The sequence below is a fragment of the Stenotrophomonas sp. As-7 genome, assembly GCF_030291015.1.
Classification (GTDB): domain Bacteria; phylum Pseudomonadota; class Gammaproteobacteria; order Xanthomonadales; family Xanthomonadaceae; genus Stenotrophomonas; species Stenotrophomonas lactitubi.
In genome coordinates, this window is record NZ_CP127405.1 from 1 (window position 1) to 15,874 (window position 15,874).

General features: G+C 63.6%; 15 protein-coding genes. 14 read left to right on the plus strand and 1 reads right to left on the minus strand.

Annotation, left to right across the window (positions count from 1 at the left end):
• Both dnaA and dnaN read left to right on the plus strand, forming a co-directional pair.
• Nucleotides 1-1,332 carry a chromosomal replication initiator protein DnaA gene (dnaA, locus tag QP457_RS00005; RefSeq protein WP_089241915.1) on the plus strand — a complete coding sequence of 444 codons (1,332 nt, stop codon included), beginning with the start codon at nucleotides 1-3 and terminating at the stop codon, nucleotides 1,330-1,332.
• Nucleotides 1,333-1,608: 276 nt separating this feature from the next.
• Nucleotides 1,609-2,709 carry a DNA polymerase III subunit beta gene (dnaN, locus tag QP457_RS00010; RefSeq protein ID WP_005411731.1) on the plus strand — a complete coding sequence of 367 codons (1,101 nt, stop codon included), beginning with the start codon at nucleotides 1,609-1,611 and terminating at the stop codon, nucleotides 2,707-2,709.
• Here the strand turns inward: dnaN and QP457_RS00015 are convergent.
• A complete protein-coding gene (locus QP457_RS00015; protein WP_205404611.1) occupies nucleotides 2,682-2,951 on the minus strand; it encodes a hypothetical protein in 270 nt (89 codons plus the stop codon). The genes dnaN and QP457_RS00015 overlap by 28 nt on opposite strands.
• Before the next feature lie 682 nt (nucleotides 2,952-3,633).
• Between QP457_RS00015 and recF the strand changes: the two genes are divergently transcribed.
• From recF to QP457_RS00075, 12 genes are all read left to right on the plus strand, one after another.
• A complete protein-coding gene (gene recF / locus QP457_RS00020; RefSeq protein WP_205404612.1) occupies nucleotides 3,634-4,728 on the plus strand; it encodes a DNA replication/repair protein RecF in 1,095 nt (364 codons plus the stop codon).
• Between the two features lie 112 nt (nucleotides 4,729-4,840).
• A complete protein-coding gene (gyrB, locus tag QP457_RS00025; protein WP_180164763.1) occupies nucleotides 4,841-7,300 on the plus strand; it encodes a DNA topoisomerase (ATP-hydrolyzing) subunit B in 2,460 nt (819 codons plus the stop codon).
• Between the two features lie 67 nt (nucleotides 7,301-7,367).
• Nucleotides 7,368-8,213, plus strand: a complete 846-nt coding sequence (locus QP457_RS00030) for a CPBP family intramembrane glutamic endopeptidase (RefSeq protein WP_205404613.1) — start codon at nucleotides 7,368-7,370, stop codon at nucleotides 8,211-8,213.
• Between the two features lie 71 nt (nucleotides 8,214-8,284).
• Nucleotides 8,285-9,091: a M48 family metallopeptidase gene (locus tag QP457_RS00035; protein ID WP_205404614.1), complete on the plus strand. Its 807-nt coding sequence runs from the start codon at nucleotides 8,285-8,287 to the stop codon at nucleotides 9,089-9,091.
• A gap of 131 nt (nucleotides 9,092-9,222) precedes the next feature.
• Entirely contained in the window at nucleotides 9,223-10,410 is a 1,188-nt protein-coding gene (locus QP457_RS00040; RefSeq protein ID WP_099819422.1) for a tetratricopeptide repeat protein, read from the plus strand.
• Between the two features lie 254 nt (nucleotides 10,411-10,664).
• Complete coding sequence (locus tag QP457_RS00045) at nucleotides 10,665-11,222, plus strand: energy transducer TonB (RefSeq protein WP_180164863.1); 558 nt, start codon at nucleotides 10,665-10,667, stop codon at nucleotides 11,220-11,222.
• Between the two features lie 94 nt (nucleotides 11,223-11,316).
• Complete coding sequence (gene exbB / locus QP457_RS00050) at nucleotides 11,317-12,078, plus strand: TonB-system energizer ExbB (RefSeq protein ID WP_025875552.1); 762 nt, start codon at nucleotides 11,317-11,319, stop codon at nucleotides 12,076-12,078.
• A 56-nt stretch (nucleotides 12,079-12,134) separates the two neighbouring features.
• Nucleotides 12,135-12,560, plus strand: coding sequence for a biopolymer transporter ExbD (locus QP457_RS00055; RefSeq protein ID WP_012509603.1), 426 nt, complete (start codon nucleotides 12,135-12,137; stop codon nucleotides 12,558-12,560).
• 3 nt (nucleotides 12,561-12,563) lie between these two features.
• Entirely contained in the window at nucleotides 12,564-12,977 is a 414-nt protein-coding gene (locus QP457_RS00060; RefSeq protein ID WP_004132666.1) for a biopolymer transporter ExbD, read from the plus strand.
• A 206-nt stretch (nucleotides 12,978-13,183) separates the two neighbouring features.
• Entirely contained in the window at nucleotides 13,184-14,644 is a 1,461-nt protein-coding gene (gene cls / locus QP457_RS00065; RefSeq protein ID WP_180164759.1) for a cardiolipin synthase, read from the plus strand.
• Between the two features lie 40 nt (nucleotides 14,645-14,684).
• Nucleotides 14,685-14,945 carry a hypothetical protein gene (locus QP457_RS00070; RefSeq protein ID WP_180164757.1) on the plus strand — a complete coding sequence of 87 codons (261 nt, stop codon included), beginning with the start codon at nucleotides 14,685-14,687 and terminating at the stop codon, nucleotides 14,943-14,945.
• A gap of 9 nt (nucleotides 14,946-14,954) precedes the next feature.
• Nucleotides 14,955-15,698, plus strand: coding sequence for a pyridoxine 5'-phosphate synthase (locus QP457_RS00075; RefSeq protein ID WP_205404615.1), 744 nt, complete (start codon nucleotides 14,955-14,957; stop codon nucleotides 15,696-15,698).
• Nucleotides 15,699-15,874 lie beyond the last annotated feature (176 nt).

The following is a 15,874-nucleotide window of genomic DNA, read 5'->3' on the forward strand; positions in this document are numbered from 1 at the left end:
ATGGATGCCTGGTCACGTAGTCTCGAGCGACTCGAGGCGGAGTTCCCGCCCGAGGATGTTCACACCTGGTTGAAGCCGCTGCAGGCCGATCTGCGCGCTGACAGCCTGGTGCTGTATGCACCGAATGCCTTCATTGTCGATCAGGTGCGCGAACTGTACCTGCCGCGGATCCGCGAGCTGGTCACCCACTTTGCCGGTTTCGGCGACGTTTTTCTTGAAATCGGCTCGCGCCCGCGGCCCGTGGACGCGCAGATCGCGCCGGTTTCCAGCCATTCGGCGCAGGCGCCGGTGCAGCCGCAGGTCCCGTTCGCCGGCAACCTGGACAACCACTACACCTTCGCCAACTTCGTCGAAGGCCGCAGCAACCAGCTGGGCCTGGCCGCGGCATTCCAGGCGGCGCAGAAGCCGGGCGACCGCGCGCACAACCCGCTGCTGCTGTACGGGGGCACCGGCCTGGGCAAGACCCACCTGATGTTCGCCGCCGGCAACGCGATGCGTCAGGCCAATCCGGGGGCCAAGGTGCTGTACCTGCGTTCGGAACAGTTCTTCAGCGCGATGATCCGGGCCTTGCAGGAAAAGACCATGGATCAGTTCAAGCGCCAGTTCCAGCAGGTCGACGCGCTGCTGATCGATGACATCCAGTTCTTTGCGGGCAAGGACCGTACCCAGGAAGAGTTCTTCCACACCTTCAACGCGTTGTTCGATGGCAAGCAGCAGATCATCCTGACCTGCGACCGCTATCCGCGCGAAGTCGAAGGCCTGGAAGCGCGCCTGAAGTCGCGTCTTGCCTGGGGCCTGTCGGTGGCGATCGAGCCGCCGGACTTCGAGACCCGCGCTGCGATCGTGCTGGCCAAAGCCCGCGAGCGTGGTGCCGAGATTCCCGATGACGTTGCGTTCCTGATCGCCAAGAAGATGCGCTCCAATGTGCGCGACCTCGAGGGCGCGCTGAATACCCTGACCGCCCGCGCCAATTTCACTGGCCGCGCGATCACCACCGAATTCGCCCAGGAAACCCTGCGCGATCTGCTGCGCGCCCAGCAGCAGGCGATCAGCATTCCCAACATCCAGAAAACCGTTGCCGACTACTACGGGCTGCAGATCAAGGATCTGCTGTCCAAGCGTCGGACCCGGTCGCTGGCCCGTCCGCGTCAGGTTGCCATGGCGCTGACCAAGGAACTGACCGAACACAGCCTGCCCGAAATCGGCGACGCCTTTGCCGGTCGCGATCACACCACGGTGCTGCATGCCTGCCGGCAGATCCGCACCCTGATGGAAGCCGACGGCAAGCTCCGCGAGGACTGGGACAAGCTGATCCGGAAGCTGAGCGAATGATGCACGTACGCCGATGAGGCGTCACCGCATAAAACGGTGCAGAATCCGGTAGCAAGCGCGGGACAGGGTGTGGATAAAAATGCCGTTGGATTTCGCGGAGAATTTATCCACAGCTTTCCCCACCCCTTGGGGGCTGGTAATGCAGAGGGTTTCGAAGCGTGAAACCCCTTTGTTTACAAAGACTTAGCTGTGTTTTCCAGCGATTCTGGCTCTACCAGCACCACCAAGCTTTTGATTTATTCCACATTTTTTTAAAGCATAGGGGCACGGAACCACATGCGTTTCACACTGCAGCGCGAAGCCTTTCTCAAGCCGTTGGCACAGGTCGTCAACGTGGTCGAACGCCGCCAGACCCTTCCGGTTCTGGCCAATTTCCTGGTGCAGGTGCAGAACGGCCAGCTGTCGCTGACCGGTACCGACCTGGAAGTGGAGATGGTGTCGCGGATCGCGGTTGAAGATGCCCAGGACGGCGAAACCACCATTCCGGCCCGCAAGCTGTTCGAGATCATCCGTGCACTGCCCGATGGCAGCCGGATCACCGTCTCGCAGACCGGTGACAAGATCACCGTGCAGGCAGGTCGCAGCCGCTTCACCCTGGCCACCCTGCCCTCCAACGACTTCCCGTCGGTGGACGAAGTGGAAGCCACCGAGCGCGTTGCCATCGGCGAAGCCACCCTGAAGGAGCTGATCGAGCGCACTGCGTTCGCGATGGCCCAGCAGGATGTGCGCTATTACCTCAACGGCCTGCTGTTCGACCTGCGCGGCGATGCCCTGCGCACCGTCGCTACCGATGGTCATCGCCTGGCCCTGTGCGAAACCGATCTGGCCAAGCCCAGCGGTTCCAAGCGCCAGATCATCGTGCCGCGCAAGGGTGTGACCGAACTGCAGCGCCTGCTGGAAAGCGGCGATCGCGAGATCGAGCTGGAAGTCGGCCGCAGCCACGTTCGCGTCAAGCGCGACGATGTCACCTTCACCTCCAAGCTGATCGATGGTCGCTTCCCGGATTACGAGGCAGTGATTCCGATCGGTGCCGACCGCGAAGTGAAGGTTGATCGCGAAGCACTGCGCGCCTCGCTGCAGCGTGCCGCGATCCTGTCCAACGAGAAGTACCGCGGCATCCGCGTCGAAGTCTCGCCGGGCAACCTGAAGATCAGCGCGCACAACCCGGAGCAGGAAGAGGCCCAGGAAGAAATCGAAGCGGACACCACGGTCAGCGATCTGGCCATCGGCTTCAACGTGAACTACCTGCTGGATGCCCTCTCCGCCCTGCGCGACGAAGAAGTGATCATCCAGCTTCGCGACTCCAACTCCTCGGCGCTGGTGCGTGAATCGAGCAGTGAGAAGTCGCGTCACGTGGTGATGCCGCTGCGTCTCTGACGGCTGCGCCGTTCCACGTGGAACACATGGACGCCCGGGAATTCCCGGGCGTTTTTTTTGTTCCACGTGGAGCATCGTTGCCGCAGCTTCCCGGCATCTTCGGGCTTGCGATTGATGAGACGTTCCTGGCTTCCGCGCTCTTGCGTGGGATTCGCGCTGTGGTGGACCCAGCCGAGGAGTTCCAGCCCTTCAGGGATGCTGAGACCGCTTGGATGCGCGATCAGGGAGCGGGCTTGGATCAAGCGACCTACCCTGAGTGCTGACCTCTCTGTCCACAGGCCTCGTTCGCGGAAAGTCGGGGCCTCCCTAGCTTCTAAATCTGGGTATAAATCAAAAGCTTGGTGGTGATGGTAGGGCCAGATTTCATGTAAAAGTAGGCTATGTTTTTGAATTAAAAGAACTTTATAGGGCTGAAACCCCCTGTATATAGGCCATCAAGCCTGGGGGGGAACCTGTGGATAGTTTTGACGCGAGGGAAAAGTGGCTTTTTTATCCACAGTTCGCCCACACCTTGTGTATAAGTCATACAGTCCCGCTGTGGATGCCGTGGAACGGGTGCTTCGAATTTCTTGAAATCTGTGGAACCTGGCAGGGCTGCTGTCAGCAGATTTCAAAGAATTTTCGGAGTACTGACGGTCATTGCGGCGCACCGTCAGGCCTGTGGGCGTACAACGGCCGCCGGATTGTTGAAATCTGGGCTCCCCGAGCCTGGGCGGGCTGCTGGATTTGAACGATTTCGGCCGCTGTCCTATCGTCTTTCGCTGGCAGTCACACTCCCGATCACGTGAAACGTGTGTTCTCCGGCACCGCCAGGGCTCACTGATCGCGGGCCGCGTACAGCCCTGACGGCTGGCTTGACCAATGCAGTAAGCTGGGTGATTCCCCGTCCCTCTACCGCCACGTGCGGATGGTCTGTCGCATCCCATGCAGATTCGTCGTCTTGCCCTCCATCAGTTGCGTCGATTCGATGCGGTGGAGCTATCGCCCCAGCCAGGGGTGAATCTGCTGACCGGTGACAACGGCGCTGGCAAGACCAGCGTCCTTGAAGCGTTGCATCTGATGGCCTATGGGCGGAGTTTCCGCGGGCGGGTACGCGACGGCCTGGTGCGTCAGGGCCATGAGGCGTTGGAAGTCTTCGTGGAATGGGACGAACAACGCGGTGACCTGCCCGCGCAGCGCCGAAAGGCGGGCCTGCGCCATAGTGGGCAGGAGTGGAAGGGGCGCCTGGATGGCGAAGACGTCGCTCAGCTCGGAAACCTGTGTGCCGCTCTGGCGGTGGTCACCTTTGAACCAGGCAGCCATGCCTTGGTGAGTGGTGGTGGTGAACCGCGCCGGCGTTTCCTCGATTGGGGCCTGTTCCACGTGGAACCAGACTTTCTTTCCCTGTGGCGGCGCTATTCGCGGGCTCTGAAGCAGCGCAACGCCCTGCTCAAGCAGGGCGGGCCGTCGCGGATGCTCGATACCTGGGATCACGAGCTGGCCGAGGCGGGAGAGCCGCTGACCAGTCGTCGGCAGCACTATCTGGAGCGGTTGCAGTCCCGGACGATCGCATTGGCCGAGGCATTGGCTCCTCAGCTGGGAATTGTGGGCCTGAATCTAAGCCCGGGCTGGCGCCGAAGCGAGGTTCCACTGGCCGATGCACTGCTGCTGGCGCGCGAACGCGATCGTCAGGCGGGTTACACCTCGCTGGGCCCGCACCGCGCAGACTGGAGCGTGGCGTTTCACACCATTCCAGGCAGCGATGCGCTCTCGCGCGGCCAGGCCAAGCTCACCGCCCTCGCCTGTCTGCTGGCTCAGGCAGAGGATTACGCCGAGCAGCGCGGCGAGTGGCCCGTCATCGCGCTGGACGATCTGGCTTCGGAGCTGGATCGCACCCACCAGAGCCGGGTACTGCACCGCTTGTTGGCGGCGCCGGCGCAGATCTTCATCACCGCAACAGAAACGCCTGCGGCACTGGAGACCCTGAGCGACGTCACCCGGTTCCACGTGGAACATGCACAGATCGTGGCTGTGCCATAGTGGGCACGGCAAGGCCGCTCAGCCCCGGCTGGTATAATTCAGGCTGCTATCCCTTCATTCTCGGCACATCGCTCAAAGCGGTGTCCGACCTGCGGAGCCTACGGCAAGCGCAATGACCGACGAACAGAACACCCCGGCAAACAACGGCAACTACGACGCCAACAGCATTACGGCCCTGGAAGGCCTGGAGGCTGTCCGCAAGCGCCCAGGCATGTACATCGGCGACGTCCATGACGGCACCGGCCTGCATCACATGGTGTTCGAGGTCGTCGACAACTCAATCGACGAAGCCCTCGCCGGCCATGCCGATCACGTCTCGGTGACGATCCATGCCGATGGCTCGGTAGGCGTGTCCGACAACGGTCGCGGCATTCCGACGGGCAAGCACGAGCAGATGAGCAAAAAGCTCGACCGCGACGTGTCTGCTGCCGAAGTCGTGATGACGGTCCTGCACGCAGGCGGCAAGTTCGACGACAACAGCTACAAGGTTTCCGGCGGCCTGCACGGCGTGGGTGTCAGCGTGGTCAACGCGCTGTCGCAGAAGCTGGTCCTGGATATCTACCAGGGCGGTTTCCACTACCAGCAGGAATACGCCGACGGCGCAGCACTGCATCCGCTCAAGCAGGTCGGTCCCAGCACCAAGCGCGGTACAACCCTGCGCTTCTGGCCGTCGGTAAAGGCTTTCCACGACAATGTGGAATTCCACTACGACATCCTGGCCCGTCGCCTGCGCGAACTGTCCTTCCTCAATTCCGGCGTCAAGATCGTGCTGGTGGACGAGCGTGGTGATGGCCGCCGCGACGACTTCCATTACGAGGGCGGCATCCGCAGCTTCGTGGAGCATCTGGCGCAGTTGAAGACGCCGTTGCACCCGAACGTGATCTCGGTGACCGGCGAATCCAATGGCATCACCGTGGAAGTGGCGCTGCAGTGGACCGACTCCTACCAGGAGACGATGTACTGCTTCACCAACAACATTCCGCAGAAGGACGGCGGTACCCACCTGGCCGGCTTCCGTGGCGCATTGACCCGCGTGCTCAACAACTACATCGAGCAGAACGGCATCGCCAAGCAGGCCAAGATCAACCTGACCGGCGATGACATGCGCGAAGGCATGATCGCGGTGCTGTCGGTCAAGGTGCCGGACCCGAGCTTCTCCAGCCAGACCAAGGAAAAGCTGGTCAGCTCGGATGTGCGCCCGGCCGTGGAAAGTGCTTTCGGCCAGCGCCTGGAAGAGTTCCTGCAGGAAAACCCGAACGAAGCCAAGGCCATCGCCGGCAAGATCGTCGACGCTGCCCGTGCCCGCGAAGCGGCGCGCAAGGCGCGTGACCTGACCCGCCGCAAGGGTGCGCTGGATATCGCCGGCCTGCCGGGCAAGCTGGCCGACTGCCAGGAAAAGGATCCGGCGCTGTCCGAACTGTTCATCGTCGAGGGTGACTCGGCAGGTGGTTCGGCCAAGCAGGGCCGCAACCGCAAGAACCAGGCCGTGCTGCCGCTGCGCGGCAAGATCCTCAACGTGGAACGTGCACGCTTCGACCGCATGCTGGCGTCCGACCAGGTGGGTACGCTGATCACCGCGCTGGGCACCGGTATCGGTCGCGACGAGTACAACCCGGACAAGCTGCGGTACCACAAGATCATCATCATGACCGACGCCGACGTCGACGGCGCGCACATCCGCACCCTGCTGCTGACGTTCTTCTACCGTCAGATGCCGGAGCTGATCGAGCGCGGTTATGTCTATATCGGCCTGCCGCCGCTGTACAAGATCAAGCAGGGCAAGCAGGAGCTGTACCTGAAGGACGATCCGGCACTGGACAGCTATCTGGCCAGCAGCGCGGTGGAAAATGCCGGGCTGGTGCCGGCCAGCGGCGAGCCGCCGATCGATGGCGTGGCGCTGGAAAAGCTGTTGCTCGCCTACGCTGCCGCGCAGGACACGATCAACCGCAATACCCACCGTTACGATCGCAACCTGCTCGAAGCGCTGGTCGACTTCATGCCGCTGGAGCTGGAAAACCTGCGCAATGCAGGTCCTGGCGAAGGCCTGGACGCGCTGGCCAAGCACCTCAACCAGGGCAACCTCGGCAGCGCCCGTTTCACCCTGGAACTGCAGGAACCCAACGAGCAGCGTCCGGCTGCCGTACTGGTGACCCGCAGCCACATGGGCGAACAGCACATCCAGGTGCTGCCGCTGTCCGCGCTGGAAAGCGGCGAACTGCGCGGCATCCACCAGGCAGCGCAGCTGCTGCACGGTCTGGTCCGCGAAGGCGCGGTCATCACCCGTGGCGCCAAGTCGATCGAGATCGACTCGTTCGCGCAGGCCCGCAACTGGCTGCTGGACGAAGCCAAGCGCGGCCGTCAGATCCAGCGATTCAAGGGTCTGGGTGAAATGAATCCGGAACAGCTGTGGGATACCACCGTGAATCCCGATACCCGTCGCCTGCTGCAGGTGCGTATCGAAGATGCGGTGGCCGCAGACCAGATCTTCAGTACCCTGATGGGTGATGTGGTCGAACCGCGTCGTGACTTCATCGAAGACAACGCGTTGAAGGTCGCCAACCTGGATATCTGACACAATCGGATCGTGGCCGGCGCGCGGGGAGGTGCGCCGGCTTTTGTCCCTTGATCGCAGGTAATCGATGTCCGCTTCCGCCCCGGTTTCCGCTCCGCCGCCGGTCCCGCCGGCAACCACTGCCGCCCGCGCCTCCTCGCCGTTGGCGGGTTTCTTCATCGACCTGGGCATCGCCGCCGTCACCCTGTTCGGGTTGAGCCTGGTGAGTGGTCTGGTCTGGGGGCTCTACCGCGGCATCGTGGTGGGTTATGCCAGCGCCAAATCCGGCGGCGGCATGCCTGATACGGCAGCGGTCGCCCAGCAGCTCGGCCAACCCGGTGCGCTCGGGCAGATCCTGATGGCACTGGTCGCTACCGGCGGCGCAGCGCTGCTGGTGTATTTCTGGCGCCGACCGGCCAACGCTGCCGAACGCCAGCGTTCGCGGGACGCACTCCGTCGCCCTTCCACCTGGGGCTGGACCCTGCTGGTTGCCAGCGCGATCGTGATCGGCAGCAACGGTATCGCCTTCGTGGCCAAGCAGATGGGCATCGAGCCGGTGCCGACAAACCTCGAACTGATGCAGAACGCGGTTGCCCGTTTTCCGCTGTTCCTGACGTTGTTTGCCGTGGTGCTTGCACCCGCCTACGAAGAACTGCTGTTCCGCCGTGTCCTGTTCGGGCGTCTGTGGCAGGCCGGACGGCCGTGGCTGGGGATGATCTTGAGCAGCCTGGCGTTCGCGCTCATCCATGAAATTCCCGGTACCAGCGCCAATGGCCCGGCCGAGATCGCACAGCTGTGGCTGGTCTATGGCGGCATGGGCGCTGCGTTCTGCTGGCTGTACCGCCGCACCGGCACCTTGTGGGCCGCGATCACCGCACATGCACTGAACAATGCCGTGGCGCTTGCGGCCCTGGTGTTTTTCGGGGCAACGTAAGGCGCTGTCCGCTTGACGAAAGATTAAGCAGACCCATTACACACTGGGCTTCTGAACACGGGGGTGGGTCCATGAAACAACTGCTGCTGGCCATCGTCATCGCCACTCTGGTCAGCGCCTGCGCGACCACCACGTCACCCACCGGCCGTCGGCAGATGGTGGGCGGTGTGTCGCAGGCTCAGCTGGACCAGCTGGGTGCGCAGGCGTTCGCCGAAACCAAGCAGAAAGAGAAGATCAGCAGCGACGGCCGCCAGAACGGCTACGTGCAATGCGTGGTCAATGCGCTCGTCGCACAGCTGCCGACTCAGTACCGTGGCGTACGGTGGGAGACGGCGGTGTTCGTCGACAAGGAACCCAACGCCTTCGCCCTGCCCGGCGGCAAGGTCGGGGTCAACACCGGCATCTTCAGCGTCGCCAAGAACCAGGATCAGCTGGCCGCAGTGATCGGCCATGAGATCGGCCACGTGATCGCCCGCCACCATGAAGAGCGCATCACCCGGCAGATGGGCGCGCAGACCGGATTGGCGGTGCTCGGGGCACTCGCGGGCGCGTATGGCGGCGAAGGCGCGGCCAGCACGGTCAACCAGCTCGGCGGGATGGGGGCGCAGACCGCGTTCCTGTTGCCCGGCTCACGCACCCAGGAGAGCGAGGCCGATGTGATCGGTCAGCGGTTGATGGCCGAGGCCGGATTCAACCCTGCCCAGGCGGTCGATCTGTGGCAGAACATGATGGCCGCCAGTGGCGGTCGCAGCCCGCAATGGTTGTCCACCCATCCCGATCCAGCCAATCGGATCAGGGAGTTGCAGCGTGATGTGCCGGCGCTCGGCCCCGTCTACCAGCAGGCCCAGGCGGCCGGACGCCGGCCAAAGTGTGGCTGAGTGCGCAGATTCATGCTGTATTGCAGCACATAAAACGATTTCTCACGCCATCTGTTTCTGATACGTTTGGCGGCTCAGATTTTTCTGACAGTCCGACTTTGCCGCTACCGGCGGTTCGATCGAGGTGAACGATGATTTTCCGTAACCACAAAGCTGTGCTTTCCGTCCTCATCGCCACTGCCCTGACCGGCGCCGTGGTCACCGATGCGTTCGCGCAGTCCTCGCGTTCGTCCGAGCGTGGCAACCGTGGCGGCAAGCAGGCCAAGGCCGAAGTGCTGTTCCCGAACGCGACCCGCCAGGAACCGGCAGCGAAGTCGTCGGCCAAGCTGGGCAGCAAGCTGCAGAAGATGATTGACAGCTACAACAAGGAAAAGTTCCCGGAGACCCGCACGCTGGCCGACGAGATCCTGGCCAACGAAGGCGCCAACGAGTACGACAAGTCGCTGGCCGCGCAGCTCGCCTCCCAGGCGGCCTACCAGACCGACGACACCGCAGCCGCCATCGCCTACCTGAAGCAGGTGCTGCAGTTCAACGGCCTGGACAACAACGGCCACTTCCAGTCGATGCTGATGCTCGGCCAGCTGCAGATCCAGGAAGACAAGACCGCTGAAGGCCTGGCGACCCTGGACAAGTACTTCGCCGAGAGCAAGTCGACCAAGCCGGAAGAGCTGATCATCAAGGGCCAGGCGCTGTACCAGCTGGAGCGCTACCAGGAAGCGATCCCGGTGCTGAAGCAGGCCATCGCCGGCGCTGCCGAGCCGAAGGACAACTGGAACCAGCTGCTGATGGCCGCGCTGGCCGAAGCCGGCCAGACCGGTGAGGCCGTGCAGGCTGCCGAAGCACTGGCCGCCAAGAACCCGAATGACAAGAAAGCGCAGCTGAACCTGGCCAACATGTACATGCAGGCCGACCAGATGCCGAAGGCCGCCGCGGTGATGGACAAGCTGCGCAGCAGCGGTCAGCTCACCGAAGAGCGCGAGTACAAGCAGCTGTACTCGATCTATGCCAACACCGAGAACAAGGAAAAGGACGTCATCGCGGTCATCAACGAAGGGTTGCAGAAGGGCATCCTGAAGCCGGATTACCAGGTCTACCTGGCACTGGCCCAGTCCTACTACTACTCCGACCAGGTGCCGCAGGCGATCGACGCGTGGCAGAAGGCCGCCCCGCTCTCCAAGGACGGTGAGACCTACCTGAATCTGGCACGCGTTTTGCACAGTGAAGGTCGTGTCCCGGAGGCCAAGCAGGCCGCCCAGCAGGCGCTGGCGAAGGGCGTGAAGAACCAGGCGGATGCCAAGAAAATCATCAACCTGAAGTAAGTAGGAATAACGCCTGAACGCCTGCCCAGTTGATGCGCAAGCGCTCAGGATTGGTATAAGCTTGGAGGTTCCTGCGGTGTCATGCACCGCTGATCAGGGATCCCGCCCCCGGGATTCCGGCCCCACTATTGAGCTCTTGGCGCATGACGGAACAACTAGTCGTTCACCGGTACGAACAACCCGATGACAAGGGGCTGAGCTGGCCTCGCATCGTCGGTATCGCGTTTGTAATCGCCCTGCATCTGGCCGCCTTCATGATGCTCCTGATTCCTGCCGTGGCTCCCAAGGCCGTGGCGGAGAAGGAGCGCAACGTCATGGTGACCATCGTCGACGCGCCGCCGCCGCCGCCACCGCCGCCGCCGCCGCCGCCGCCGCAGGACACCCCGCCGCCGCCGGTGAAGAATCTGTCGCCGCCGAAGCCGTCGCCCGTCCCGCCGCCGCCGCAGGCGCCGGTCGTCGACGTGCCGGAACCGCGCGCGAACGATATCGTCACCCCGCCGTCGCCGCCGTCGCCGCCGGCACCGCCGACCTCGATCGAGGCCAGCGTGGACATCTCGTCGAAGGCCATGAATCCGCCGCGCTATCCGCCGGCCGCCTTCCGCGCTGGTATCCAGGGCGAAGTGATCCTGATCATTGATGTCGATGCCCAGGGCAACGTCACCAATGTCACGGTGGAAAAGTCCAGCCGTAACCGCGATCTGGACCGTGCTGCGATGGAAGCTGCCCGCAAGTGGCGTTTCAACGCCGCCGAAGCTGGCGGTAAGAAGGCTGCTGGCCGCGTCCGCGTCCCGGTCAACTTTGCGCTGAACTGATGCGCCCGGGTGGCCGCCTGGCCACCCTCGCCTCCAGTTCGATTGTTTAGCTTAGCTACACCCTTTATCACCACACACAACAAAGGTAAGCGTCATGCTGCAGGAAATTTTCATCGCCGCTGCTGCCGGGGGCAATCCGTCCAACGCCCTGTCGCAGATGGGCTTCGAGCATCTGATCCACGAAATGACCACCAAGCCGGGTGATTTCGCGGTTTCCTGGGTCGTGCTGCTGACCCTGGTCGTCATGTCCGCCATGTCCTGGTACTGGACCGTCATCAACATCTTCCGTGCTACCCGCCTGAAGAGCGCCGCTGATCGCGTCGTCAGCCTGTTCTGGGATACCCCGAACGCGCAGGACGCCATCCGTGCAATGGAAGAGCAGCCGGCTTCGGAGCCGTTCTCGAAGATCGCTCTGGACGCTGCCCAGGCTGCTGCGCACCACCAGCGTGCTGAAGGCGGCGCCGTCGGCGGCGTGGGTGAGAACCTGAGCCGTTCGGAGTTCGTCGACCGCGCTCTGCGCCAGGCCGTGACCCGCGAAAGCAACAAGCTGCAGTCGGGCATGACCCTGCTGGCCACCGTCGGTGCAACCGCTCCGTTCGTCGGTCTGCTGGGTACCGTGTGGGGCATCTACGGCGCGCTGATCAAGATCGGTGCCACCGGCTCCGCTTCGATCGACGCCGTTGCCGGCCCGGTGGGTGAAGCACTGATCATGACCGCCATCGGTCTGTTCGTCGCGATCCCGGCCGTGTTCGCCTTCAACTTCTTCAGCAAGATCAACAGCGCGACCATCAGCAAGTTCGATACCTTCGCGCACGACCTGCACGACTTCTTCGCCACCGGTTCGCGCGTCCGCTAATTGCGACGCGCTGTACCCGCGAGAACGTAGTCACCAAGATCTAGACGGAGCCCGTTATGGCTTTCAGTAGTGGTAACAGCGGCGGCCCCATGGCCGACATCAACGTTACGCCCCTCGTGGACGTGATGCTGGTGCTGCTGATCATCTTCATCATCACGGCGCCGCTGATGTCCCACAAGGTCAAGGTGGATCTGCCGGAGGCCAACCTGGTCCAGAAGCCGGACGACACCAACGACCGCAAGGGTCCCATCACCCTGGCAGTCAAGGAAGACGGTTCGATCTACTGGAACGACGAAGAGATCAACAAGCAGACCCTCGAGTCGCGCTTGGCGACCGCCGCCCAGCAGACCCCGCAGCCGCCGTTGAACCTGCGTGGTGACCGCACCACCAAGATGCGTGTCATCAACGAGATGACCAAGATCGCGCAGGAACAGGGCATGCTGGACGTCGGCTTCGTGGCGACCAAAGAGAAGGGGCAATAAGCCATGGCATTCAGTAGTGGTGGTGGCAAAGGCCCCATGGCAGACATCAACGTCACGCCCCTCGTGGACGTGATGCTGGTGCTGCTGATCATCTTCATCGTCACCGCGCCGATCATGACGTACCCGATCGCCGTGGACCTGCCGCAGCGCGTGCTCAACCCACCGCCGCAGCTGGTCGAACCGCCGCCGCCGATCGAGTTGAAGATCGACGCCAGCAACCAGGTCTCGTGGAACAACAGCCCGATCAACGCAAGCGAACTGCAGCAGCGGATGGAGCAGGAGGTCCAGCGTGACCCGACCAACCAGCCGGAACTGCGGATCGATGCCAGCCCGGATTCGGAGTACGACGTGATGGCCAAGGTTCTGGCCGCCGCGAAGAATGCTCAGATGAAGAAGATCGGCTTCGTGCAGCAGTAAATCGCTACACCGCAATACATCAGTCATGACGCGACTGCAGACGCCCCTGGAAACAGGGGCGTCTTTTTTTGAATGACATGCCTGCGCTTGGTAGGTGTCGATCTTGGTCGACACGTGGATCCACGCCATGCGTGGATGCGTCTTGCCGGGAACGCGTCTGGGAACAAATGCCGCTGACCGGTGCGTGTCCCCGCTATGATCGGCGGATGCTCGCCCTCTTCGATTCCGTGCGCCATTGGCTTGATGGCATCGCCCACCTGGGAACGATCCTGGCGGTGGCCTATCTGCTGTACCTGCTCGCCCTGACCGGCTGGATCATGCTGCAGAAGCGCGAGCCGGTGGCCACGCTGAGCTGGATCCTGTCGCTGGCGCTGCTGCCCTACCTCGGCCTCTTCATCTACTACCTGCTGGGACCGCAGAAGGTGAAGCGGCAACGGCTGCGACGCGGTCGTGCGCGCTCGGGCATGGAGCACTACAGCGATGTCTGCCCACCCGATGCCGACTGCACCGAGCTGGCCAAGATCGCGCAGGCGACGACTGGGCTGGCGCCAAGCACCGCCACCGAAGTGACCTGGTTGGTCGACGGCGCGGCCACCTATGCTGCGCTGTTGGAAGCGGTGGCGCAGGCCCGTGACCATGTGCATCTGGAGTACTACATCTTCAATCCCGACCACGCCGGCACCGCGTTGCGGGATGCCTTGCTGGAACGGGCCCGTGCCGGTGTGCAGGTACGGCTGCTACTGGACGCGGTAGGCTCCTCCGCCGTGCGCCAGCGCTTCGTGCAGCCGCTGCTGGATGCCGGCGCGGAAGTGGTCTGGTTCCATCCGCGGCAGCTGCTGAAGCCGTTCAAACGCCCCTGGTTGAACCTGCGCACGCACCGCAAGCTGGTGATCGTCGATGGCCGGCTGGCGTTCACCGGCGGCATCAATATCACCGACGACGAAGACGAAAGTCGCAACCCGAATGCCTATCGCGATCTGCACATGCGCCTGCGCGGGCACGTGGTGCGCAGCCTGCAGTTGGTGTTTGCCGAGGACTGGTTGTACGCCAGTGGCCAGGATCACTCGCGGTTCGACATCGCCCGGCTGTGGCCGAGCGATATGGCCCTGCGCGGCGACGGCGCGATCGACGCGCAGGTGCTGGTCTCCGGCCCGGATTCGGGATGGGAGACGATCCACAGACTGCATGTGGCCGCCATCCAGGAAGCACGTGAGCGGGTCTGGCTGGTGACGCCTTACTTCGTACCTGGCGAGGCGGCGCGGATGGCGCTGACGTCGGCGGCACTCGGCGGCCTGGACGTGCGCCTGCTGGTACCGAAGATGAGCGACTCCTGGTTCGTCACCCAGGCCGCCCGCTCGTACTTCGACGAACTGCTGCATGCGGGAGTGAAGATCTACGAGTACGGTCCGCGCATGCTGCATACCAAGGCCTTCATCGCCGACGATGATGTCTGCATCGTCGGCAGCGCCAACTTCGATCACCGCAGCTTCCGCCTGAATTTCGAGCTGTCGATGATGATCAGCGATCGTGGCCGGGTGGCGGAACTGTCCCTGTTGCTGCAGTCCGAGTTCGAGCGCGCCACCCGCGTACACGACCAGGCAGGGCGCTCGCTGTGGCTGCATCGGTTGCCCGAGGCCTTCGCGCGATTGGCCTCGCCGCTGCTGTGAGGCAGCGCTACACTGCGGCGGTGGCCCGGGGAGACTGACAATGTACTGGCTGTACCTGCTGCTGGCGCTGGGCTGCTTCGCCTTTGCCCTGAAAACACCGAACATGGGGCTGATGTCACTGGCCCTGCTGGGCGCCCTTGCCTTCCTGCTGGCGTGGGTGCGCGGCCGTTACGTCGCACGCTTTGGCGACCTTCAGCGTGATCCGGCGACACTGGTGGACAGCGATGAACTGCGGCGTCTGCGCGAACAGGCCAAGGTTCCCCCGGCTGACGGCAGCGACCCTCCCTCTTACTCCCCGTAGTCCCGTTCCATGACCCAGCTCAGCGTCAACGTCAACAAGATCGCCGTCCTGCGCAACTCGCGTGGCGGTGCCGAACCGGACGTGGTGCGTGCCGCCCAGGCCTGCCTGGATGCGGGCGCGCATGGCATCACCGTGCACCCGCGGCCGGACCGCCGCCACATCACCGCCGAGGACGTGCTGGCACTGTCGGCGCTGACCCGTGCGCGGGGCGTCGAGTTCAACATCGAAGGCAACCCGTTCGCGCCGCCGCGTGAGGGCTACCCCGGGCTGCTGCCGCTGTGCGCGCAGACGCGCCCGGCACAGGCCACGCTGGTTCCCGATGGCGATGGCCAGATCACCTCCGACCATGGTTTCGACTTCGAGCGCGACGCGCAGCGACTGCGCCCGCTGGTCGCCGAGTTGAAGGCAATGGGCTGCCGGGTGAGCCTGTTCGTGGATGCCGGCAACCCGCTATTGGAACAGGCGGCCGAGGTCGGTGCCGATCGCGTCGAGCTGTACACCGGCCCGTATGCCGAGGCCCATGCTGCCGGCGACGCCCGGGCCATGCTGGAACTGTTCGCCACCGCCGCTCGCCGTGCACAGGCCGTCGGCCTGGGTGTGAATGCCGGACACGACCTGTCGCAGGACAACCTGCGTGACTTCCTGGCCGATGTGCCGGAGGTGCTGGAGGTCTCGATCGGCCACGCGCTGATCGGCGAGGCGCTATACGACGGCCTCGATGCCACAGTGAAGGGCTACCTGGCACTGCTGTAGCAGTGCATGGGACTTCCCCTGCAGATTGAAGCCGGAGGACGTGCGGCAGGTCGCCGTATTCCGGCTTGGCGTGCGTCCCTGTAGCCGATCTTCCCATCGCAGCTGTTGAGACACCCGTGGCCCATGCTGGCCTGCCGCGGCGATGGCGCGCGCCCGGTCGCAAGCCACGCAACCCT